At 41.4% G+C, this 21,576-nt stretch carries 19 protein-coding genes; 8 read left to right on the top strand and 11 right to left on the bottom strand.

The window, feature by feature from the left end; genetic code table 11:
• Window positions 1–143 precede the first annotated feature (143 nt).
• Together GWK08_RS07065 and trhO are read right to left on the bottom strand one after the other, a co-directional pair.
• On the bottom strand, window positions 144–3,518 hold the full coding sequence (locus tag GWK08_RS07065) for a VCBS repeat-containing protein (protein ID WP_163606189.1): 3,375 nt from the start codon (window positions 3,516–3,518) through the stop codon (window positions 144–146).
• Between the two features lie 256 nt (window positions 3,519–3,774).
• Window positions 3,775–4,812, bottom strand: coding sequence for an oxygen-dependent tRNA uridine(34) hydroxylase TrhO (trhO, locus tag GWK08_RS07070; RefSeq protein WP_163606190.1), 1,038 nt, complete (start codon window positions 4,810–4,812; stop codon window positions 3,775–3,777).
• A gap of 370 nt (window positions 4,813–5,182) precedes the next feature.
• Between trhO and recA the strand changes: the two genes are divergently transcribed.
• The 4 genes from recA to GWK08_RS07090 all read left to right on the top strand — a co-directional run bounded on the left by recA (window position 5,183) and on the right by GWK08_RS07090 (window position 8,849).
• Entirely contained in the window at window positions 5,183–6,190 is a 1,008-nt protein-coding gene (recA, locus tag GWK08_RS07075; protein ID WP_163606191.1) for a recombinase RecA, read from the top strand.
• A 129-nt stretch (window positions 6,191–6,319) separates the two neighbouring features.
• A complete protein-coding gene (locus GWK08_RS07080) occupies window positions 6,320–6,745 on the top strand; it encodes a hypothetical protein (protein WP_163606192.1) in 426 nt (141 codons plus the stop codon).
• A 25-nt stretch (window positions 6,746–6,770) separates the two neighbouring features.
• On the top strand, window positions 6,771–7,313 hold the full coding sequence (locus GWK08_RS07085; protein ID WP_163606193.1) for an RNA polymerase sigma factor: 543 nt from the start codon (window positions 6,771–6,773) through the stop codon (window positions 7,311–7,313).
• Between the two features lie 3 nt (window positions 7,314–7,316).
• Window positions 7,317–8,849 (top strand): outer membrane beta-barrel protein, encoded by a 1,533-nt coding sequence (locus GWK08_RS07090; protein ID WP_163606194.1) that lies wholly within the window; start codon window positions 7,317–7,319, stop codon window positions 8,847–8,849.
• A 71-nt stretch (window positions 8,850–8,920) separates the two neighbouring features.
• Here the strand turns inward: GWK08_RS07090 and GWK08_RS07095 are convergent, their stop codons facing one another.
• The gene (locus tag GWK08_RS07095) at window positions 8,921–9,685 is read right to left on the bottom strand and encodes a lysophospholipid acyltransferase family protein (protein WP_163606195.1); all 765 of its coding nucleotides are present in this window, start codon (window positions 9,683–9,685) and stop codon (window positions 8,921–8,923) included.
• Between the two features lie 62 nt (window positions 9,686–9,747).
• On the opposite strand from GWK08_RS07095, the gene GWK08_RS07100 reads away from it, so the two are divergent.
• Window positions 9,748–9,990, top strand: coding sequence for a GlsB/YeaQ/YmgE family stress response membrane protein (locus GWK08_RS07100; RefSeq protein ID WP_163606196.1), 243 nt, complete (start codon window positions 9,748–9,750; stop codon window positions 9,988–9,990).
• A gap of 88 nt (window positions 9,991–10,078) precedes the next feature.
• The gene (gene trpS / locus GWK08_RS07105; RefSeq protein ID WP_163606197.1) at window positions 10,079–11,047 is read left to right on the top strand and encodes a tryptophan--tRNA ligase; all 969 of its coding nucleotides are present in this window, start codon (window positions 10,079–10,081) and stop codon (window positions 11,045–11,047) included.
• Window positions 11,048–11,080: 33 nt separating this feature from the next.
• Here the strand turns inward: trpS and dprA are convergent, their stop codons facing one another.
• Entirely contained in the window at window positions 11,081–12,184 is a 1,104-nt protein-coding gene (gene dprA, locus GWK08_RS07110; protein WP_163606198.1) for a DNA-processing protein DprA, read from the bottom strand.
• Window positions 12,185–12,286: 102 nt separating this feature from the next.
• On the opposite strand from dprA, the gene GWK08_RS07115 reads away from it, so the two are divergent.
• Both GWK08_RS07115 and GWK08_RS07120 read left to right on the top strand, forming a co-directional pair.
• A complete protein-coding gene (locus GWK08_RS07115; protein WP_163606199.1) occupies window positions 12,287–13,222 on the top strand; it encodes an HU domain-containing protein in 936 nt (311 codons plus the stop codon).
• A gap of 85 nt (window positions 13,223–13,307) precedes the next feature.
• On the top strand, window positions 13,308–13,823 hold the full coding sequence (locus GWK08_RS07120; RefSeq protein WP_163606200.1) for an acyl-CoA thioesterase: 516 nt from the start codon (window positions 13,308–13,310) through the stop codon (window positions 13,821–13,823).
• Here the strand turns inward: GWK08_RS07120 and GWK08_RS07125 are convergent.
• The 7 genes from GWK08_RS07125 to GWK08_RS07155 all read right to left on the bottom strand — a co-directional run bounded on the left by GWK08_RS07125 (window position 13,820) and on the right by GWK08_RS07155 (window position 21,564).
• Window positions 13,820–15,226 (bottom strand): hypothetical protein, encoded by a 1,407-nt coding sequence (locus GWK08_RS07125; RefSeq protein ID WP_163606201.1) that lies wholly within the window; start codon window positions 15,224–15,226, stop codon window positions 13,820–13,822. The genes GWK08_RS07120 and GWK08_RS07125 overlap by 4 nt on opposite strands.
• 106 nt (window positions 15,227–15,332) lie before the next feature.
• Entirely contained in the window at window positions 15,333–15,956 is a 624-nt protein-coding gene (locus tag GWK08_RS07130; protein ID WP_163606202.1) for a response regulator, read from the bottom strand.
• Window positions 15,953–17,809 carry a sensor histidine kinase gene (locus GWK08_RS07135; RefSeq protein WP_163606203.1) on the bottom strand — a complete coding sequence of 619 codons (1,857 nt, stop codon included), beginning with the start codon at window positions 17,807–17,809 and terminating at the stop codon, window positions 15,953–15,955. The genes GWK08_RS07130 and GWK08_RS07135 overlap by 4 nt, the downstream gene beginning before the upstream one ends.
• Window positions 17,810–17,866: 57 nt before the next feature.
• On the bottom strand, window positions 17,867–18,406 hold the full coding sequence (locus tag GWK08_RS07140; RefSeq protein ID WP_163606204.1) for a hypothetical protein: 540 nt from the start codon (window positions 18,404–18,406) through the stop codon (window positions 17,867–17,869).
• A gap of 193 nt (window positions 18,407–18,599) precedes the next feature.
• Window positions 18,600–19,835, bottom strand: coding sequence for a murein hydrolase activator EnvC family protein (locus GWK08_RS07145; RefSeq protein WP_163606205.1), 1,236 nt, complete (start codon window positions 19,833–19,835; stop codon window positions 18,600–18,602).
• Window positions 19,836–20,615 (bottom strand): DUF4292 domain-containing protein, encoded by a 780-nt coding sequence (locus GWK08_RS07150; protein ID WP_163606206.1) that lies wholly within the window; start codon window positions 20,613–20,615, stop codon window positions 19,836–19,838. It lies immediately after the preceding gene.
• Window position 20,616: 1 nt separating this feature from the next.
• Window positions 20,617–21,564, bottom strand: coding sequence for a tetratricopeptide repeat protein (locus tag GWK08_RS07155; RefSeq protein ID WP_163606207.1), 948 nt, complete (start codon window positions 21,562–21,564; stop codon window positions 20,617–20,619).
• Window positions 21,565–21,576 lie beyond the last annotated feature (12 nt).

Here is a 21,576-nt window from a genome sequence, read left to right on the forward strand (position 1 = left end):
TTAAGTGAAACTCAGCCGGTTGACTATAGGTTCGTAATTAATTTCTAAAGAGGTAAAGATAATATTATTTCCTCAGATGAAAAACGCATTTAATATTTAACAGGGTTTATCGCTTAAATCCTCGTTTTTTTCGGTTTACAGCCTTAATTATCTTCAATCCTGACTACCGACAAAGGAGCATTGTTTTTTGCGGCCACCAGCATCGGAGGACCATCTTTTCCTTCGAACAGGCTAAGCGATTTTATATCGCCGTCTATGTAAAGTCCGGTTTCCGTACTTTTCAATGCAGTATAATTGCTCTTTGTATCGGAAAGCAATACCAGGCCGGAACCATTATCCAGGCGCGGGGTCTCTACTTCTGTGTCATAAATATTACCTGCAGCGATCATGTCCTGATAACCATCTTTATTGATGTCGTAAAAAACAATATCGAGCAGAGGAAACAGTTGCGCTTCTACCGGTAAATATCCTTTTTCGAAGATCCCGTCGCCTTTATTGATCAGGACCATCGATTTAAAATTGGTCGCTTCAAATGCATGGGATTCTTTGAGTTTATCGCCGTAAATATCGATGAGGGAGGCATTGGCAAAATCGCTGTAAGTCTCATACTTTTCCGAGATGAACGGCATTTGCTCTGAAGAACATTCCCTTCCTCGCACCGGAACATATTCATTGTTGTACTTTTTACTCAATACTACATCCAGGGTCCCGTTTGCATCAAAATCGTTTGCAAATACCTTAAAAGGTTCCGCTTTACTGGCCTTGAACTTAATGTTGATCCCCACATTCCCGAGGATATAATCTTTTAGGCCATCGTTGTTCAGGTCGGTCTCATGAACAGAAAACCACCATCCTTTTTCCTTATCCAGCCCATTTTTGGACGAAATATCCTCGAAGGTTCCCTGGTTGTTCCTCAACATTCCTATACCGGTCCATTCGCCGGCTACGATAAGGTCTTCCCAGCCATCTCCGTTAAAATCGGTGGAAACAATACTGTTGATTATTCCGAATTTCTCCAGTACCGGGGCCACCTCCGATGTTACATTTACAAACTGCCCCTGATCGTTCCGGTAAACTACAGAAGGCGCAGCAACGGGATAGCTTTTAGGTATGATCCTGTTTCCAACTACCAGGTCCATATCTCCGTCCTTATCATAATCGAGAACCGTCACGGATTTTCCGCTGTGGTTCTCAAAATTATCCGGTCCTTTTGAGAAATTCCCCTTTCCGTCGTTCAGATACAGGCGGTCTTTGTACATCATCTTCTCCGGGTCGAGCTCGTTACCTCCGCTTACCACAAAAAGGTCTTTATCTCCATCGGAGTCGGCATCAAAGAAAACGGCTTCCATATCTTCATAGAAAGCATCGGTCGTAAATACGGGATTGTCTTTCTTTTTAAAGCCCTTACCCGTGGAAAGGTAAAGCTCTGCGGCTTGTCCTGCAGCACCTCCGATGAGAAGATCTTCTTTTGAATCTCCATCTACATCGGCCCTGGCAATAAAGGGCCCCAGGGTAGACTGTTTATAAGGGAGCAGCACTTCCCTCTCAAAATCGTTATACTCATTTTCCTTATGGTTGTAGTTCAGGTTTAGACGCCCGGGATCTACAGTAGTGAACATAGAGTTCGCACTCGTTTTTCTGATGGTCTTTCCGGCATCTTTTTCGTAAAAAGTGAGCAGCTGATTTGCTTCTACTTTTGTTCTTTCCTCAAATTTCCCGCTGGGCCATTCCACCCGTACGCGATCTATTTCTTTTTCCGAACCTAAACCGAAATGTGCCGTATTATCAACCGCCGAAAGATATCCTCTTACCCTTTTGGCTTCAACAAATTGTTTTTTGTCTTTATAGCTGATAGTAACCCTGGCAAAAGCTTCAGAAGTATTTCCTACCGTCTTTACACGGAGGTAATTCCCTATTCCCTCTTCTACCGAGAGGTTCTTATATAAAAATGCTTCTTCATCTATATTGTTGGTGATCAGTTCCAGGTCTCCGTCATTATCAAGATCGGCATAGGCAGCTCCGTTGGAAAAGGAAGGGTCTCCAAGGCCCCAATAATTCCCCACTTCTTTAAAGCTTAGATCCTGATGGTTCCTCAGCATAACATTGGGCAGCTTTTCGGAAGGCATATCTCCGTAGATCTGCTCTTTTATATCCAGCGGAACATTTCCGCTAAATTCCTGCTTGGCTTTTACCACCCGGGTCCTGATATCATTATCCAGGGCATACCTGCGGTAACCGTTAGTGATGTAAATATCCTTGTGCTCGTCATTGTCAAGATCTACCATCAAGCCCGCCCAGCTCCAATCGGTTTTAGAGAGTTTAGCAGCCTGGGAAACGTTGTTAAAACGGTTATTCCCCATATTGATCTGCAGGGAATTGAACATATACTGATGCTGGAACTCCATTTTTTGCACCAGCATATTAAAAGTAGGGACATCCATAGAGGCCATTAGGGTTTTTGCCCTGTAATGATCGCTGGATGCCATATCGAGAACAAATATGTCCTGAAAACCATCGTTGTTTATGTCTTCAATATCCACACCCATCCCGTAAAAGGAAACCTGATTGGTATAATTCTTTATCTGATCTGTAAAGCTTCCGTCTCCGTTATTGATATAGAGGGCGTCGGGGATATAATAGTCATTGGCAATATAGATATCGAGCCATCCGTCGTTGTTAAGATCGCTCACAGATAATCCCAATCCGAAAGTGGGTCGCAACAGGCCTGCGCTTTCGGTAACATCGACAAATTTTCCCCCTTCGTTTCTGTATAAATGGCTGCTGCTCTTTTTAAGGATCTCCTTATTCACTTCCATGGTCTTAAAAAAGCGTCTGGGATCCACTCCGTAGAGTTCGTTCTCATTCATTACCACACAATCCAGATCTCCGTCCTTATCGTAATCAAAAAAAGCGGCCTGGGTACCGATTCCCGTATCGGCGAGATTATAAGCTTCGGCCATCTCCTTAAAACTATTGTCCTTCTGATTTATGTAGAGTAAATTTTTTCGGTTTTCCTTCTGATGAGGTCCTCCCTGAGATACGTAAATATCCATCCACCCATCTCCGTTAATATCCACAAAGGTCACTCCGTTAGACCATACCTTGGCATCATTGATATTTGCCGTTTCGCTAATGTCCTCGAATTTAAGATCCCCTTTGTTGATGTAAAGCCTGTTGGGCACCTGATTCCCGCAAAAGAAGATGTCTTTTAAACCGTCATTGTTCAGGTCTTCGATCCCCACGCCTCCGCCATTGTAGAAATAGTCGTAATCGAAGAGGTTCTCCATGGTTTCCATATTGTGCCGGAGACCGTTAAAAAAATCGATCCCGCTTTCGGCAGAAGAATATTTCCTGAATACCCGGATCTTATCGTTGGGCTGGCTATCATCGACCTCCGTTACGACCTGTCCCGGAGCAGGTGCAGTACTTTGAGCAATTTCCTCCGGGTTTTTGTCTTTTTTCTCAGAACAAGAAAACAGAATGACGGCAAGTGCCGTTATCCAAAGTTTAGTTCTCATTTTGATGGATTTATTGAATTATGCTAGTCGCTAATATCGTATTTTTTAACGTAGACTTAACATTTTTTAACATAAAACAAAAAATTAATGTTAAGAAAGAGATTATTCTTTAACTTTTTAAGTTAAATCTCATCAATATTGAAACACAAACTTTCCAGGATCTACCGGCTTTTAAGCTATTAAAAAAGCCGCACTCTGATGTGAGTGCGGCGTTGTATAAAAGTTCTTTTCCTTCTGAATTATTTCCTCCACTAAACTATTCAGGGGAGGTATTTGTTTTTTCCTTCAGGCGACCTTTCTTAAAGACATTGTTCTCAATAACTTTTCCTTTTCTCAATGCCTTTTGTTCTTCATAAGGCAGGGCATTGACTTCCTTACAGGCATCGGAACAGCAGCGGTCCAGTCTCTCGGCACATTCTTCACACTGAATAAATAAGATATGGCAGGCCTCATTGGCACAATTGGTATGCGTATCGCAGGGGTTACCACAAATATGGCAACTGGCAATGACTTCTTCAGATATCTTTTCGGCCCGGCGGTCGTCAAAAACGAAGTTCTTACCTATAAATTTATTTTCAAGATCGTTTGCCTTTACCTGGCGGGTATATTCTATGATCCCTCCTTCCAGCTGGTAAACGTCTTTAAAACCTTTGTGTTTAAAATAAGCACTGGCCTTTTCGCAACGGATCCCTCCCGTACAGTACATTACCAGTTTTTTATCTTCTTTGTGTTCTTTCAGATCGTCCTCGATAATAGGAAGGGATTCCCTGAAGGTGTCCACATCGGGAGTGATGGCATTCTTAAAATGCCCTATTTCACTTTCATAGTGATTTCTCATGTCTACCAGGATGGTATTCTCATCCTCGATAAGTTCGTTAAAGGTTTCCGCATTAACGTGAGTTCCCTTATCGGTAACATCAAAGGTATCGTCATCCAGGCCGTCGGCCACGATCTTGTTTCTGACCTTGACCTTTAATTTCAGGAAGGACATATTGTCCTGCTCAACGGCAATGTTCAGGCGTACGTTTTCCAGGAAATCAACACTGTCTAGATGGGTCTTGAATTTTTCGAAATTTTCGGCCGGTACGGATAACTGACCGTTAATACCTTCACTGGCAATATAGATCCTTCCCAGGACGTCCAGTTCATTCCAGTTGATAAACAGGTGGTTCCTGAAAATACGGGTATTTTTTATGTGATGGTATTTATAGAAAGAGAGCGTCAGGCGTTCTTTTCCTGCTTTTTCTATAAGCGCTGCTCTTTCTTTAGAACTTAAAGTGTTGTACAGTTGCATGCTATACTGATTTTTTAAGATTAAAGAATATTTTCGGCAAAAGTATTAATTTTTAAGTGTTTAAAACAAATAAAAAGAGCTTCGGGAAATTCCAAAGCTCTTTTCATGACTAAATCGTTACTATTTATTTTAATTCAACTAATCTGTATCAAAATAGCAACGAAGCTAGCCACCATCCAGTCTATAACTCATGTATACAGAAACCTGTATATTCAAGAGTCTAGAAAAAAATGTTTTAACAAAAAATCTCATGTATTCATCATCACTTTATAACCTGATGCAAAAAAAGAAAAAAGGTTGCGTGGCAAATTGTATTCTGCAAAAAGAAATAGTATTTTAGCTAACGATAAATATTTAGAAAAACGAGGAAATGAGTTCTGAAAAAGACGCAAAATTAAAAGCCCTTAAACTTACATTAGACAAATTAGACAAGACCTACGGAAAGGGAGCTGTAATGAAGCTCGGAGACAGTGTAGTTGATGAAGTTGAAGTGATCCCGACGGGTTCTATAGGCCTGGACATTGCATTAGGTGTTGGAGGATATCCCAAGGGAAGGGTCATCGAAATATACGGTCCGGAATCATCCGGTAAAACCACGCTGACACTTCACGCTATTGCGGAAGCACAAAAGGCGGGAGGAATTGCAGCATTTATTGATGCGGAACACGCTTTCGACCGTTTTTATGCGCAGAAACTTGGAGTGGATATCGACAACCTGATCATTTCTCAACCCGACCACGGAGAACAGGCTTTGGAAATTACCGAAAATCTGATCCGTTCGGGAGCTATTGATATTGTAGTGGTCGATTCTGTTGCCGCTCTTACACCCAAGAGTGAGATTGAAGGAGAAATGGGAGATTCCAAAATGGGATTACATGCGCGTTTAATGTCGCAGGCCCTCAGGAAGCTTACATCTACGATAAGTAAGACCCATTGTACAGTGATCTTTATCAACCAGCTGCGTGAGAAGATCGGGGTAATGTTCGGGAATCCCGAAACCACTACCGGAGGTAATGCTTTGAAGTTCTACGCTTCGGTAAGACTGGATATTCGTCGTTCCACTCAGATCAAGAACAATGACGGAGAGGTAGCCGGAAACAAGACAAGGGTCAAAGTTGTAAAGAACAAAGTGGCACCGCCGTTCAAAGCCACCGAATTTGATATTATGTACGGAGAAGGGATCTCCAGAATCGGAGAGATCCTCGATATCGGAGTTGAATATGAGATCATAAAAAAGAGCGGTTCGTGGTTTAGTTACGGAGATACTAAACTCGGACAGGGTAGAGATGCTGTCAAATCGCTTTTACAGGATAACCCGGAATTACTCGAAGAACTGGAAGAGAAAATAAAAGAAGCCCTGAAGGCTCTTAAAAACTAAAGGAAACCGGGACTAACATCCCGGTTTTTTTATGCTTCCAAATCATTAAACTCAATAAAGTATTAAAAAAAGTATTTTTTAACGCAACCAATCTGCTTTTTACGTATCTAACTAGGAAAACCCACATTTATGAAATTGAAAAAAGCTTTTGCATTGTTTTTGATTGTTATTCTAAGCTCATGTAGTTTGAATGATGATAATACTAATTTTAGTTTTGTAAGGATCCCGGTAACCGGGGCTACCCCTCCTGATGCAGTATCGCTTAACCTGCCATTTAGAATTCAGTTAGATTATCTCAGGCCAAGTACCTGTCATTTTATTGAAGGAATCGATCTGATCTCGGCTGATAGTGAGAATAATATATTTACGTTTACACTGGTTGCTTCTCTGGTAGACAGAGACGATTGTGCTGATCTGGCAGATGATTCAAGACAAATTCCGTTCGAATTTGTAGCAACCGCGGGAGGTGTTTACACCTTTAGGTTTTTCCAGGGAACTGTAGATGGGGAAGATCAGTTTTTAGAAGTTGAGATCCCGATCGCAGTAGGAGGCTAATAAATTTTAAAACTATAAATAATTAGTGAGTTTACAGCAACTCATAAAACAATGTAAAAAACGAGAAAGAAAGGCGCAGGAGGAGCTATACAAGTTATTTGGAAGTAAGATATTTGGCATTTGCCTGAAATATTCTCGGAATAAAGCGGAAGCAGAAGACAATCTGCAGGATAGTTTTATGACCATTTTTAACAAAATTGAACAATACAATTTTAAAGGGTCATTTGAAGGTTGGATGCGACGAGTTGCTGTTAATACAGTACTTCAGAAGTACAGAAAAGAAGGGGTCTTTGAAATAGTGATCGATGATATTGAAGAGGAGGCAGAGGTAGAAGTTAATGAAGAGAATATCTCGTTGGATTATCTGTTGAGCCTGATACAGGAATTACCCGACAGATACCGGTTAACCTTCAGTATGTATGTTCTGGACGGCTACTCCCATAAGGAGATCAGTAATTTTCTCGAGATATCAGAAGGCACCTCTAAATCTAACCTTGCCAGAGCAAGGATGATTTTAAAGAAAAAAATAGAAGACGATCATTTAAAAAAAAAGATGAAATCACTGTAAAAGATGAGTGATAGGAAAAACATAGACAGGTTATTTCAGGAGAAATTCAAGGATTTCGATCCGGAACCGGGCAATGATGTCTGGGGCAAGATTGAAGGTCGTCTTGATTCTCAGGGAAGAAAAACCAGGAAAGTAATCCCGATATGGTGGAAGCTGGGAGGCATTGCTGCAGCCCTGGCACTTATTTTTACCATAGGGTACAATAGTCTGAACAATAGCGATAAGCTTCCTGTACAGGAAAATCAGGAAGTTACCGATACGGATACAAACATTAATGAGATCAAAGAAATTAATGGGAGTCAGTCAGATCAAATTATCAACTCCTCCGAAGGGGTTGATAATTCTGACGTTTTAACTAACGAAACCAACAGCAGCCAGGATGTTCCGACCGAAAAAGGAGCAGAAAAGGCCGAAAAAATTAAAACAGGATCCGGCATCGCCATTCAAAATCCTTCGGAACGCAACGATCAGCAAAACAACGCTGCGGATAAAGCGATCTATACAAAAGGAGATAAAAATAAAAAGGAAGCCATCGGGGATATTGCAGCCCTGAAGGAAAAGGCGAATGACAAAAAGGAATCTGACGCTCTTATTTCCAAAGGTATTGCCGTTTCAAAGGTTGACAAGAGTGCGGAAAAAACAGAATTGAAAAACAACAGCGATCCGATCGATAAAAAACGGGTTGAAGACGTTCTTAAAGAGACTGAAAAAGATAAAGAAGCGGTAGCTTCCAATAAAGAAAAGGAGAAAAAATCTATTTACGAGGCCATAGAGGAGCAGAAAGAGTTGGAGGAGAAAATTGAAAAAGCCAGGAATAAATGGAGTGTAAGTCCTAATGTAGCGCCTGTATTTTACAGTTCGCTTGGAAGCGGTTCTCCGATCCACTCTCAGTTTAACGATAATTCCAAATCAGGGAATGTCAATCTGAGTTACGGAGTTAATGTTGCCTATGAAGTTAACGACAGGCTCAGTATTCGTTCCGGGATCAACAAAGTAAACTACGGGTACAACACGGACGGAGTGGCACTGACATCTTCTGCCAATGAATTACAGGCTATTGAAAATATAAGCTTTAAATCGGATGCGGCCAATCTGGCCTTAAACGACCGTAACAGCAGGAATCCTCAGCAACAGGCATTTAGCGATGCTTCTGCATTGATCACAACTCCTAGTGTTGATGGAATACTCACCCAGGAACTGGGTTATATCGAGATCCCGCTTGAGGTGAAATACCGGGTGGTTGATAAAAAACTGGGAGTTAATATTATCGGGGGGGTGAGTTCTCTCTTTTTAACCGATAATGCCATTTTCGTGGAATCTCAGGATTTTGTTACCGAAATAGGTGAAGCGAATAATCTGAATAACACCAACTTCAGTACCAATATAGGTGTGGGAGTTGATTACAAAATATCTGACAAGATCAAAGTTAATGTAGAACCTGTCTTTAAATACCAGTTAAACACCTTTTCGGGTGGTAATGGCGGATTTAAGCCATACTCCCTGGGAGTTTATACAGGTCTTAGTCTAAGGTTTTAGTTTTAGGTTTTTTATTAGTTGGTTAGGATCATTGCTTTCCACAGAAGCAATGATAAAAAAAGGTCACTACCTTAATTGCTAGTGACCTTTTTTACATTTTGAAACAACCGTAGGCTGTCTTCTATTATCTTCCTGGAATCGGCTTTTAGTTTTGCCTTATCTTTTAACGTATATCCTTCGGTACTGATAAACGAATAAGTTTGCACCCTCATCCTTCCCGGGCTCCCGCTAAAAAAGCTGAACGGGAATCGTTTTTTATTATCCACAAAACTTATGGGAACGACAGGGATCTGGTATTCTATGGCCAGGCGGAAGGCTCCGTCTTTAAATTCATCTAAAAAAACATCTTCTTCAGGAACTCCTCCTTCCGGAAAAATACAGATGCTCAATCCCTGATCCAACCTCGCCTGTGCTCTTTCATAAACTGCTGTCCTGCTCTTAACACTGCTTCTGTCTACCATGATACAGACCCTTTTATAGAAAAAACCGAAAACGGGCATTTTGGCCAATTCCTTCTTTCCGACAAACACAAAAGGGTTACGCGATACTTTAAGCATTAACATGATATCTGCCATACTGGTATGATTGGCAATAAGCATATAGCTCTTTCCTTTCTCTATAGGTTCCTCCATTTTTATTTTCGGAACAAAGCCCATTCCATAAAGGATGACGTTGGCCCAGACATTTCGCGCAAGCCAGAAAAACTGGGGGTAGAACTTCTCTCTCGAAGACAAGATCAGCAATACGGGGAACAAAAGGACGATCGGTACGGCTACAAGAACGTAAAACCAGATCCTCCAAAGGATGTAAAAAAGCCTTTTTAACAGAAACATCATGGCTCCAAAAATAATCTAAAAAGATTATGTATATTTAATTACTAACTCTTAAATTTTCAATTATGGGATTATTGTATGCATTGCTTATCGGAGCAGCAGCCGGTTGGTTAGCCGGTAAAATCATGAAAGGAGGAGGTTTCGGTACCTTACTCAATATTATACTCGGAATTGTCGGCGGTCTGGTCGGGAATTGGTTATTCGGGATTTTAGGGGTCCACATCGCAGACGGAGTGGTGGGAGATCTGATAACCGGAGTCATCGGAGCTATAGTTATTCTGTTTGTCGCCGGACTCTTTAAAAAATGATCCTTATCATTAATATACCAAAAGCGGCCTGAGCCGCTTTTTTTATTATAGGCATATTTCTATTTTTGCATTCTATTCAAAAAACACTATGGCAAGAGTACTTACTGGTGTACAAAGCACCGGAACACCTCATCTGGGAAATCTTTTAGGAGCGATCATCCCCGCAATTGAAATGGCGAAAGACCCAAAGAACGAATCTTTCCTCTTTATTGCAGATATGCACTCCTTAACACAGATAAAAGACGGAAAACAACTCAGGGACAACACCTATGCAACCGCAGCGGCCTGGCTGGCCTGTGGCCTGGACATAGAAAAGACCGTTTTTTACCGTCAGAGCGATGTTCCTCAGGTTACCGAACTATCCTGGTACCTGAATTGCTTTTTCCCTTACCAGCGACTCACCCTGGCACATTCTTTTAAAGATAAAGCCGATCGCCTCGAGGATGTTAATGCCGGTTTATTTACCTATCCCATGCTGATGGCGGCCGATATCCTGCTATACGATGCAGATATTGTTCCTGTTGGGAAGGATCAGTTACAGCATCTGGAAATGACACGCCGTGTTGCCACTTATTTTCATACTCAAATGGGAGAGACTTTTGTTCTTCCGGAAGCAAAGATCCAGGAGAATACCCAGCATATTCCGGGTACCGATGGAGAAAAAATGAGTAAGAGTAAAGGGAATATCATTAATCTGTTCCTGCCGGACAAAAAGCTTCGCAAGCAGATCATGAGTATCCAGACCGACAGTACTCCGCTGGAAGAACCCAAGGATCCGGATACCGATAATGTATTTGCTTTATACAAGATCCTTGCATCCGAAGAACAGGTAAACACCATGCGTGAAAACTACCTGAACGGGGGTTACGGATACGGGCATGCAAAACAGGCACTGTACGAATTGCTCATCGAGAAGTTTGCCACCGAGAGGGAACGCTTCAATTACTATATGGAGAACCTGAACGAAGTAGATAAAGCCCTGGCTTTAGGAGCTGAAAAGGCAAAGGCCGTTGCTGATGATGTCCTTAAAAGAGTGCGGACAAAAGTGGGTTATTAACCATAATACATCCACATTAGGTTTTTTCGAAGCTTAAATTATTTCATACAACTTACCCGGAAGGGGTCTTATCACTCCTTTAAGTTCCATTTCAAGTAGAGATGCGGCAACCTTATGTACCGGAAGGGCACATTTTAATGCAATTATATCGAGGAGTTCTTTTCCGTTTTGGAGGAGGAAGTCGTAAATGATCTTTTCGGTAGGGTCCAGCTCTGCAAAAAGCTTCTTTTGCACTGCGGGAACTTCTTTTTGCTCCAGTTCCCAGCCAAGGATATATATGAGATCTGCCACAGAACTGAGCAGATGGGCTTTTTGAGACCTGATCAGGTCATTACATCCGCGGCTATACCTGTCGCCGGTCCTTCCGGGTACCGCAAAAACTTCCCGGTTATAGGAATTTGCCAGGTCGGCGGTTATCAGGCTACCTCCTTTTTCGGCAGATTCGATAACAATGGTGGCTTCGGACAAACCTGCAATAATACGGTTCCTTTTTATAAAGTTTTCCTTATCGGGATGGGCGGTGCTCCAGAAATCTGTAATAAAACCTCCCTTCTCCTCTATTTGTTTGCGGTATTTTTTGTGCTCTTTGGGATAGACCTGGTTTAACCCGTGTGCCAGGCATCCGATGGTCTGCAGCCCGTTCTTTACCGCTGCCCTGTGCGCAATAATATCGACTCCATAGGCAAAACCGCTGACAATTACCGGGTCCAGAACCGAAAGTTCTTCTATGAGTTTCTCGCAAACAGAAAGTCCGTAAGCCGTTACCTGGCGTGTCCCCACCACGCTTATTACTTTTTTGTTCCTTATGTCGGTATGGCCTTTTTTAAAGATAAGGATGGGACCGTCCACACAATGTTTCAACCGTTCAGGATATTCCTCTTCCTCAAAATAGGAATGGCCGATACGGTTTTTCAGGATGAACTCCATTTCCTTTTCGGCAGCTCTAAAATGATCCGGGTTCCACAAGTCGGCAATATTTCGACTTCCTACTCCATTAATTTTCAACAATTTACTTCGTTTTTCCTTGAAAACTTCTGCCGGGCTTCCGCAATGACCAATCAGTTTTTTTGCAATGATATCCCCAATATAAGGCACATGCTGCAAAGCAAGGGTGGTAATTAATTCTGATTCTGTCATAAAAAGACTACATTTTATGAATGCAAATAAGCAAAAAAATGTGTTAATAAAAATTTCTGCTTCGCCTTTCGTCAGAAATAAAATTTTTCAATATTTGTGTTGATGAGGGTAGAAAATTACATTAGCGATTTATTATATAGATATCAATGTGTTACGGTTCCGGGCTTCGGAGCTTTTTTAACGAATAAAAAGCCGGCTCAGATCCACAAGAGCACAAATGCTTTCTATCCGCCTACCAAAGAACTCTCATTTAATGCCCAGCTGGTTTCTAATGACGGGCTTCTTGCCAAGCATATTGCAGGGGTTGAAGGGAAATCTTATGAAGAGGTCCTTGAAAAACTGGAAAGCCTTGTCGTAAGCTGGAAAAACCTGCTGGAACGAAAAGAAAAACTCTCTATAAAAAATATTGGTGAGCTTTGGCTGAACGATGAAGCCAAAATACAGTTCAGGCCATCGTATCACCTTAACTATCTCACTTCCTCTTTCGGTCTTTCTTCTTTTGTATCTCCTCAGATAACCAGAGAAGTCCTTAAGGAAGAAGTAGAAGAGATAGAGGAAAAAACACCTATTCTGTTTACTCCTGAAAAACGCACACAACGTCCTTACCTCCGATACGCTGCCATCGGGCTTATAGCCCTCTCTTTAGGTGCTGCCGGATTTAAAGTTTATAAGGATCAGGAGCAAAAGCACATTCAACTGGTAGATCAGAAAGCCCAGGAAAAGGTAGAAAAGACCATTCAGGAAGCAACTTTCTTTGATGCGGATCCTCTGTCCTTACCTTCTATTACTCTCGATGTTAAAAAAGAGGTCTTAAAATATCAGATCGTTGCCGGTGCCTTCAGAATAGAGGCCAATGCCGATAAAAAGGTTGCTCAACTTCGCGACAAAGGTTATGACGCACAGCGAATCGGGAAGAACAGGTTCGGGCTTCACCAGGTGGTCTATGCCAGTTTTACGGATGTTGATGAGGCTCTGAGCTATCTTCGTAAGGTAAAAAGAACGGAGTCCAGAGACGCATGGCTTCTGGTTTCCGAATAATTTTATCCTCTTAGCGAGAATTGAGGCTTCATATTTCTTTGTTCTTTCCGTAGCACCTATCTTTGCCAAAATTTTATAAAGCTCTATGGAAACAAGAACTCCCAGTGAATCCAGGACCGTAATGACTGATCTGGTATTACCCAGTGAAACTAATCCTTTAAACAATCTCTTTGGGGGAGAACTACTTGCCCGAATGGATCGCGCCGCCAGTATTGCAGCCAGACGACATTCCAGGCGAATTGTAGTGACCGCCTCCGTAAATCACGTAGCCTTTAACCGGGCAGTGCCACTGGGGAGTGTAGTTACTATTGAAGCTTCCGTTTCCCGTGCTTTTAAAAGCTCTATGGAGATCTACCTGGACGTTTGGATCGAGGATCGTGAATCAAGAACCCGTTCCAAGGCCAATGAAGCCATTTACACTTTTGTAGCTGTCGATGATACCGGAAGACCGGTAGTGGTTCCCTGCCTGGAGCCTGAGACCCCGCTTGAAAAGCAACGTTTCGACGCTGCCCTTAGAAGAAAGCAGTTAAGCCTGGTCCTGGCAGGAAAAATGAGACCCGAAGAAGCTACCGAGCTAAAGGCGCTGTTTGAGGATCATTAATCTTCTTTCTTTCTATTGATCTTCAGTTCTGCCCTATAGCCGAATTGAAAAGAGAAAAAATTCTCTCTTGAGGAAAGGTCACGCCTTCCCTGCGTATACGCCAATCTCAGAAAGACAGCGTTGTTGCTTTCTGCTCCGGGATAAAAGAAGGCCTCGGATTGCAGGGTTATCGCATCAAAATTAAGGATGTTATCTTCCAGGAGGTTATTGTTCTGATATCGGTCCCAGAAGACAGATGCTGCTATCCCGAAATTAGCGTAGCGCTTGGAACTGGCTCCCACACCAAGACCCCAGCTAAGAGAAGTCGTGTTTACCGTATTCGGCTCATCATCGTCTGCAGTGGGATCTGCCGAGTCCTCAGTTTCGGTAAAATAAAGATTAAACCGGGCCTTTCCGTAAAGGGTGATGGAAGCAAATTTATAAGGATGGTATTCAATAATATCCAGCTCTCCCCCGGCCTTTAAAAAGGATTTCTGAATGATAGGGATCAGTTCGCTAAAGCCGGAACTGTTCCGGTTCAGGCTTGCAATATCATAAGCCCTGTCGTCATTGTCAAAACGGGAATAACTCACCGATGTCCTTATTTTCTTCAACAGGAAAGTATATTTAAAGTTGAAGAGATTAAAGTTCTTCGGAAAGAGATAAAAAAGACTGTTCCCTTCGAAGTTGACAATACCATTGGACTCTTCGTTCAAAAGGCCTAAAAAATCCGAGTAGATCCGGAAATCTATAAGTTGCTTCAGGTTGTTATTGACCTCAACACTTCCCGTAAACTTATTTTCTCTATTCAATGAGATGGTGTCTTCATCTATAACAAAGTTCTGCCCGTTCTTATAATCATACTGCAGAAAGTCTTTTATAAAAATGCCTTTTTCCTTCTTAATATCATACAACAGCCATTTGTCTTTAGAAGCCCTGTTAAAATCTGATATGGCAAAGGGTCGCTTGTTTGTAAACAGTTGTTTAACGCTGTCTTCTCCATCGCCAATGGCTCCCATTACACGGATATCGTAAATATTCCCCTCCCTGATATCGAGATGCACACTATCTATTTTCAGAACCGGCTCCGGCTTCATTTCGTCTATTTTTTTATTGAGCGCAGCAACCTGCTCCTTATCCAGATCTCCTTTGTTCTTTACCAGGGTGTTCAGATCGGACATCCATTTGGCTATTTTATCGAGATTTTTGCCTTTAAGATCAGAAAGGTCATAAACCTTGACTTTCTCGTTAGATACCTTAAAAGTCCCTAGTTTTACTTCCGATTTCTTTTCCAGCCTTTCTTCAATGATCTTAATGATCTCCTTCTTTTTTTCTTCCGAAAACTTTTCTTCGGTTTCCTCACCTTCCTGGCAAAACACCAATAAGGGGAGCAACAACAGAATTGTCAGCACTATTTTTTTCATGATTAATTAGCTTTATGATTATTTCATAAAACTATACTGCCTGTGCAGGCAAAAACATCCCCGTAACAGGGTATTTTTAGATGAAATTCACTGAAAAGAAGAGGATTTAAAAGTCGTATTTTTTTTCGAGGGCATATCTGAGTAATTCGCCCTTTCCTTTTAGTCCGAGTTTACGGATCATATTCTTTCTATGGGTCTCTACGGTGGTTTGCCCGATAAAAAGCATGGAAGAAATATCACTGGAAGTTTTTCCCTGTCCGATAAGAAGGAGGATCTCTCTTTCTCTTTTAGACAGGAGGCTTTTTTTTCTTTTCGGACCGGCTTCTCCGTCAGGATCAATCGTCAGGTTTGCATCGAAATAGGGTTTTCCGCCAATAACACTTTTAATGGCTGTCAGCACATTTTTTAATTCGGAATTCTTTAACAGATAACCATCGGCACCCGCTTCCATCATCTGTTTAACCGCCTCTTCCTGATCGAACATGGTAAAGGCGAGTACTTTGATATGCGGAAACTTCTTTTTAATAAGCCTGCAGGCAGCAATTCCGTCGATCTTAGGCATGCGAATATCGGTCAGCACTACCTTGGGTTGTTTGTGGTTTACAATCTCGATGAGAGCTTCCCCGTCATTGGCAAAACCCACGATCTCAATTTCCTCCTCGTACTCCAGTAAAAGGTAGATACCATCTATCAGGGCCTGATGATCTTCTGCAATAGCGAGTGTTATCATAGCGGTATATCTAAAATTACGGTTGTTCCCTTGTTTTTATGTGATTCTACGGTCATTGTTCCTCCGATGAGTTCTGCTCTTCGCTCAATGCTGTAAAGTCCCATTCCTTCCTGTTTATTCACCTTTTTGATGTCGAAGCCCACGCCATTATCCTCTACCATGATATTCAGGCTCTCTTCATGTTCAGTCAGGTAAATAACTATAAGCTCTGCTTTGGCGTGTTTTATACAATTGGTGATCAATTCCTGCAGCATTCTGAAGATAGTGATCTCCAAAGAGTTCTCCAGGCGCCTGGAAAGGCCTGAATCGTGTACCTCTACTTTAATTTTATTGGCCAGGCTGATCTTCCCCGCCATTTTTTTAACTGCCGGAAGCAGCCCCATCTTGGCAATCACACCACTGTTTTTAGCATGTGCCATTTGCCTTGTTTTCTGATAGGCTTCTTCCAGCAGATCTCCAGTTTTCTCAAAAAGCTTTTCTTCCTCTTTGGTCCGTTTCGACTTTTCCTGAAGGTGATGGAAATGCAGTTTTAAGGTGGCCAGGTCTCCGCCAAGATTGTCGTGCAATTCATTGGCAATTCGCTGGCGTTCCTTCTCCTGCCCGGCAATCAGGGCATCTATTTGCTGTAACTCCTGATCTTTAAGCAGGTTTTCTATCTCCCTGGATTTTAAAAGATGCTGCTGTTCGGCCAGCTGTTTCTTTTTGCGTGTATTCTTTAGCACAAAAACCACCGATATTACCGTCAGGATCAGGACCGCAGTAGCTCCGTAGGCCAGGTTTTTCCGGTTATCTGTAATAAGGAGATCCTGCTTTAAAAGTAAATTCTCCTTTTCTTTTTTCTCTGTCTGGTATTTGGTCTGAAGCTCTGTTATTGAGATGGATTGCTGGGTGCGGTCCAGTTCCTTCTCCAGGTTGTATTTTTTATCCAGGTAGTAGATCGTACTGTCTTTATGGTCATTCTTTTTATGCACCTGATACAGCCAGTCGTAAATATCTACCAGATTTCGCTTCCTGTTCAGTTCTAACGCCAGGTTTTTTGCTTCATTAAAATCTCTTAAGGCCAGCTGATTGTTTTCACTTCTGAATTTTACAATTCCCAGATTATTATAGATCCCCAACATCCGGGATCTCGAATAATAAGAATCCTGTGTTTTAAAGATATTCAATGCCTTTCCATAGTAAAAGCGGGCACTGTCTAGCTCATTAAAGAAGTATTCCTTAATAGCGCCGATGGTCTGAAAGAATTCTCCCTTTAAATTTTTCTCATCGTTTTTTAAGAGTTTTAACCCCTTGTAAATTTTGGAAGCATCCGAAAAATCATTGTTTCTTATTTTAAAACAGGTTTCATAATAATAAAAATACGCTCTCTCATAATCGGATTGTACCTGATGCTCATACTGACTCAAATAATAGGTGTAGAAGTGGTCCAGTTGCTCACTTTTAAACAAATAAGAAAGGACATCATTAAGCACATAGCTTTTTAAATACTTTACTTCGGATGCTTCTGCTTGCTCATAAGCATCTATTTTTAATGAAAATATTAAAGAGTCTTTATCGCTACTCTGAGATTCGATGAATTTACTTTTGGTCAAAAGGATATACGACCTTATAAAAGAAGAGGCTTCCTCCCCTTCCTTATCCAGAAAAGAAGTATAATCCTGAGGGTAGCTGCCGTTTTTAAGGTAGTTTATCTCATTTAAAAACAGGGTTTTCAAAAGGCCTTCTTCTTCATCCTTAATTTTAAATTCATTCAGTATACGGGAAGCATTATTTACTTCTTTTAACTGAATTTGCTTTAAAATGTCTTTAATAAGCTTTTTATTATCTGCCTCCTGGGCATGTAAAAAAGCCATATTGAAAACAACCAAAAATAAAGCGCCAAAAAATCTCATCTCAAATAACCTTGCTTTTTAAGGTACAATGATGAATGTACAAATCCTTCCACAGCATATAGTTTCACGAACACGATTGGACCTCTCATGTTCAGGGGACAAGTCCAATCCTAAAAACCTACAAGTCACATCGTTATCGATCGGTTTATCATCGACTTTAAAATTAACATGTCTGAAATCATCTTCCACCGTTTTTTTAGATCCAAAAAGGGAGAGTTTAAATTTAAATTCGGGGACGGACGGGTCAAAACTCATTTCCTTAAATCCAACTCCTACTACTCCAGACACATTAACAAGTCTGAACTCTGCTTTTTTTAGATAACTATTCGTCGTAATTGAATCAAGCCTTCTTTCTTCCGTATCGAATTTTCCCATAATATAATAGGTCGATCCCAAGATATTTTCAGTATGAATTAATTGCCAGTCATCTACATTCGACTGGACCAATAGTTTTGGATATCCTATGTCATGGTCTCTGCCTCCTTTAATAGATAAGAGAATAAAGATTAAAATAAATGTCAGGGCAACTGAGATCAAAATTTTAATTCCGGTTTTCATAATATAAATTTTAAGTTAGTTAGACAGTTTAAAATTCGTCTTTAACCACTAACCACAACATCCCCTTTACACGGTATTTTCATAGAAATACCTGTAGCTAAAGGCTATCTGAATTGTTTAGGGGGAATCTTAAAATGAAATCTAAAAATAGAAAAAATTAAAATGAAAAGAAGTCAATCTACTGAAAATGAGCCTACATGCGGTATACCCAATCTTCGGGATTAAGGCGATTGGTGTTTTTATAAACGAAGAATTTAAGCTCTGTCTTTCCGCTGGAAGGGCTGGTAAAGATCTCTCCCAATTCCTGCTTGGATTTAATTTTATCGCCTTTCTTTACGTAGATCCTTGAGAGGTTATAGTAGGTAGTAATATAATCTCCATGACGTATCTGCACGGCTTTATTCCCGTTCCTTACGGCTAAAATAGCCAGTACTTCACCGTCGAATACCGCACGGGCCTTAGCGCCCTTATCGGTCAGGATATCTACTCCGTTATTAAAATGTTTAACTGTTTTCGGGAACAGAGGATCGGGATATTCTCCGTAGCCGCGGTTCTTCACTCCTTTTTCTACCGGCCAGATCAGGGTTCCTTTATTAGCTTCGAAATTAGTAGCGATCAATCTGGCTTCGGGGGTCAGGGTAAAAGTAGCAGCGTTTGCAGATTTTCCTGCTTTCCTGTTGGATTCTGCAATCGCTTCCCGGATCAGTCTCTCTATCTGCCGGTCCAAAGCCCTGGCCTCTCTTCTTTTTCGTGAGATCTCGGCCGTGTATTGGCTTTCATTCTTTCTGATGGTAGCCAGTAAGACTTCCTGAGTATCCTTTTCGTCCTCCAGTTTCTTCTGCTCCTCCCGGTTTTCGGAAGCCAGCTTTTCCTTTTCCCGGCGCTGTACTACCAGCTCCCTGTTCAGTTCCTGTAATTCCAGGGTCTTTTCCTGGATCTGCTCTCCCTGTTTTTTGCGGAAAGCCGTATACTGTTTCATGTATTGCAGTCGCTTATAGGCCTGAAAAAAGTTATCGGAAGACAAGAGGAACATTAACCTGCTCTGCTGGGATTTACTCTTGAATGATTTTCGTATCATTCGGGCATAATCTTCTTTAAGGGTAGTGAGCTCTTCCCTGAGGTCGGTTATTCTTTTCAGGTTGCCGTTCAGTTGCCTGTTAAGGATATTGGCCTGCTGATTTGTTACTTTGATAAGCTCTCTTCGGATGCGTATTTTATGATCTATATCTTCTACCTGGACCAGGACGGATTTACGTTCCTGCCTTTCTTTGGAGAGCAGGGAATTGATCTCGGCTATTTCCTCCTGTAAACGCGCTCTCTTAGATTCTAAGGCCTTTTGCTCATCTGTCTGTGCGCTGAGTTGCAAAAACAGGAAAAGTGCCGTAAAAAGAAAGATATGGCGCTTATGTGATAAAAAGTATCTGATCATTTACTTTAATACGATTTCCTTAAATCCTTTAGGGATCTTATACGGGAAGGAAACCCGCTGGTTAAATTCAACATTCCTATAATCGATCTCGATCTTGACCTTGCTGTCTGCTTCTTCTGCCGTGATCACGATACGCTCCGGGAAAACTTTGTTCTCTACTTTCTGATAGGCTTTATAATCGATATTCAAAACCCTGTTTACCTCGGGTTGCGATATCTGCTGTAAGGACATTTTGTAGTTGGACGGTTCTATAAGGAACAAACGCTTGAACAAATCGAACTCTCTCGAAGGTTTTAGCTGATAGTTGTTATTCACTACCGAAGCCCTGTACTTTTCGTCTTTAAGGTCGAAGATCGCTTCTCCCAACAGCATATTCTGTACCTTGTTGAAGTCGAGTTCCGTTCCGAGGAGATTACTCAGATAAGAAAAATCGCCGTCGAAAAATTCATTCTGAAGTTTATTGTAAAAGCTTACCCGTGTGGGGGTGATGTAGGCCTTGGCCAGGCTCAGGGTAGCGCTCAACCAGATGGCTTTATCTTTTTCCATTCTGAAACTCAGATTGTGGGATTGCGACTGGTAACCGTCGTCAAACTCAATTTTTATCCGCCCCCTGATGGTCTTAAAATCGAGTTTATTATCGTCATGATTCCTGATAATTGTCTTTACCGGTAGTCTGTCTGCTGTTCCTTCTTCTACAATACGCTTGTTGGTCTTACAGGATTGTAATCCCAGGGCAAGCGCCATTAAAACTACAACAGGTTTTAAAATATATCCTTTCATTCTATGATCCTTTCTTTCCCTTTTTTAAATACTCTCTGGATTTTTCGATATTACCCAAGGCATTATGGGCAAACGCCAGTTGCTGATATATATTATTTTCCAGTTTGGTGTCTTCCAGTAAAAAATCCAGCGCCATTTCAAGTGAAGAGATCGCTTTTTCAAACTTCCCTGTTTTGTTATAAGCGAGTCCGTTTGCATAATAGAATGCCGATTGTGACGGATAATCCTCCAGGGCATCATTGGTAACTTTTATCAGTTCGGTATATTTCTCTTCGGCGATCAGGCCTTCAATACGTTTTTTAATGATCTCCAGGGGATTGGAATTCACCAATTCTTCGGAGACACTTATTTTAGGCTTATTGCTACTCTCCTCTCTGGATTTATTATAGCGGAGAAGGGTTGTAAAATGAGTTCGCTGTATCCTTCTGTTTGCCGAGGGCCCCAGTTCCTTGTCCAGTTCATCCAGGAGGGCAAGTGCCTTTTCATAATCATGGGTCCTTGCATACAGCATCACCAGGTTCTGTTTGTAATTTACATTACGGGCCGCCAGTTGTTTGGCGATCTCTATAGATTTAATGGTATCGTTCTGATGCCTGTATACTTCGAAAAGCATTTCCAGGTACCAGATATTCTCCGGAGCTGCTTTTACAGCTTTCAGGATATAATCTTCGGCTTTGTAGAACTGATTTAACTTCAGGTAATTTTTGCCTAACTCAAAATCGATAACCTCATTATCCGGTTTTAACCTTTTGCATTCCAGCAAGTAATTGATGGCCTTGTCGTAATTCTCGATCCCGCTTTGCTTCAGGGCTTCAAAAAAGTTTTCCTGGAACTCATCGGAATATTCCTCAAGGGTTAATTCGGCACTCTCTTCTTCTTGTGCAAAAGCATAGAAGGGAATTATGAAAATTCCTAAAATAATGAGCAGTATACGGGTTTTCCGAATCATTCCTTTCCAATT

Origin of the sequence: Leptobacterium flavescens, assembly GCF_010671605.1 — a bacterium.
Taxonomy (GTDB): Bacteria; Bacteroidota; Bacteroidia; order Flavobacteriales; family Flavobacteriaceae; genus Leptobacterium; species Leptobacterium flavescens.

What these genes read in the sequence shown, in the direction of transcription:
- GWK08_RS07155 (WP_163606207.1), bottom strand. Translation starts at nt 21,564, where the DNA reads ATGATTCGGAAAACCCGTATACTGCTCATTATTTTAGGAATTTTCATA.
- GWK08_RS07080 (WP_163606192.1), top strand. Translation starts at nt 6,320, where the DNA reads ATGAAATTGAAAAAAGCTTTTGCATTGTTTTTGATTGTTATTCTAAGC.
- GWK08_RS07065 (WP_163606189.1), bottom strand. Translation starts at nt 3,518, where the DNA reads ATGAGAACTAAACTTTGGATAACGGCACTTGCCGTCATTCTGTTTTCT.
- GWK08_RS07140 (WP_163606204.1), bottom strand. Translation starts at nt 18,406, where the DNA reads ATGAAAACCGGAATTAAAATTTTGATCTCAGTTGCCCTGACATTTATT.
- GWK08_RS07130 (WP_163606202.1), bottom strand. Translation starts at nt 15,956, where the DNA reads ATGATAACACTCGCTATTGCAGAAGATCATCAGGCCCTGATAGATGGT.
- GWK08_RS07145 (WP_163606205.1), bottom strand. Translation starts at nt 19,835, where the DNA reads ATGATCAGATACTTTTTATCACATAAGCGCCATATCTTTCTTTTTACG.
- GWK08_RS07115 (WP_163606199.1), top strand. Translation starts at nt 12,287, where the DNA reads ATGAGGGTAGAAAATTACATTAGCGATTTATTATATAGATATCAATGT.
- GWK08_RS07095 (WP_163606195.1), bottom strand. Translation starts at nt 9,685, where the DNA reads ATGATGTTTCTGTTAAAAAGGCTTTTTTACATCCTTTGGAGGATCTGG.
- trpS (WP_163606197.1), top strand. Translation starts at nt 10,079, where the DNA reads ATGGCAAGAGTACTTACTGGTGTACAAAGCACCGGAACACCTCATCTG.
- GWK08_RS07135 (WP_163606203.1), bottom strand. Translation starts at nt 17,809, where the DNA reads ATGGCTTTTTTACATGCCCAGGAGGCAGATAATAAAAAGCTTATTAAA.
- dprA (WP_163606198.1), bottom strand. Translation starts at nt 12,184, where the DNA reads ATGACAGAATCAGAATTAATTACCACCCTTGCTTTGCAGCATGTGCCT.
- recA (WP_163606191.1), top strand. Translation starts at nt 5,183, where the DNA reads ATGAGTTCTGAAAAAGACGCAAAATTAAAAGCCCTTAAACTTACATTA.
- GWK08_RS07090 (WP_163606194.1), top strand. Translation starts at nt 7,317, where the DNA reads ATGAGTGATAGGAAAAACATAGACAGGTTATTTCAGGAGAAATTCAAG.
- GWK08_RS07120 (WP_163606200.1), top strand. Translation starts at nt 13,308, where the DNA reads ATGGAAACAAGAACTCCCAGTGAATCCAGGACCGTAATGACTGATCTG.
- trhO (WP_163606190.1), bottom strand. Translation starts at nt 4,812, where the DNA reads ATGCAACTGTACAACACTTTAAGTTCTAAAGAAAGAGCAGCGCTTATA.
- GWK08_RS07100 (WP_163606196.1), top strand. Translation starts at nt 9,748, where the DNA reads ATGGGATTATTGTATGCATTGCTTATCGGAGCAGCAGCCGGTTGGTTA.
- GWK08_RS07150 (WP_163606206.1), bottom strand. Translation starts at nt 20,615, where the DNA reads ATGAAAGGATATATTTTAAAACCTGTTGTAGTTTTAATGGCGCTTGCC.
- GWK08_RS07125 (WP_163606201.1), bottom strand. Translation starts at nt 15,226, where the DNA reads ATGAAAAAAATAGTGCTGACAATTCTGTTGTTGCTCCCCTTATTGGTG.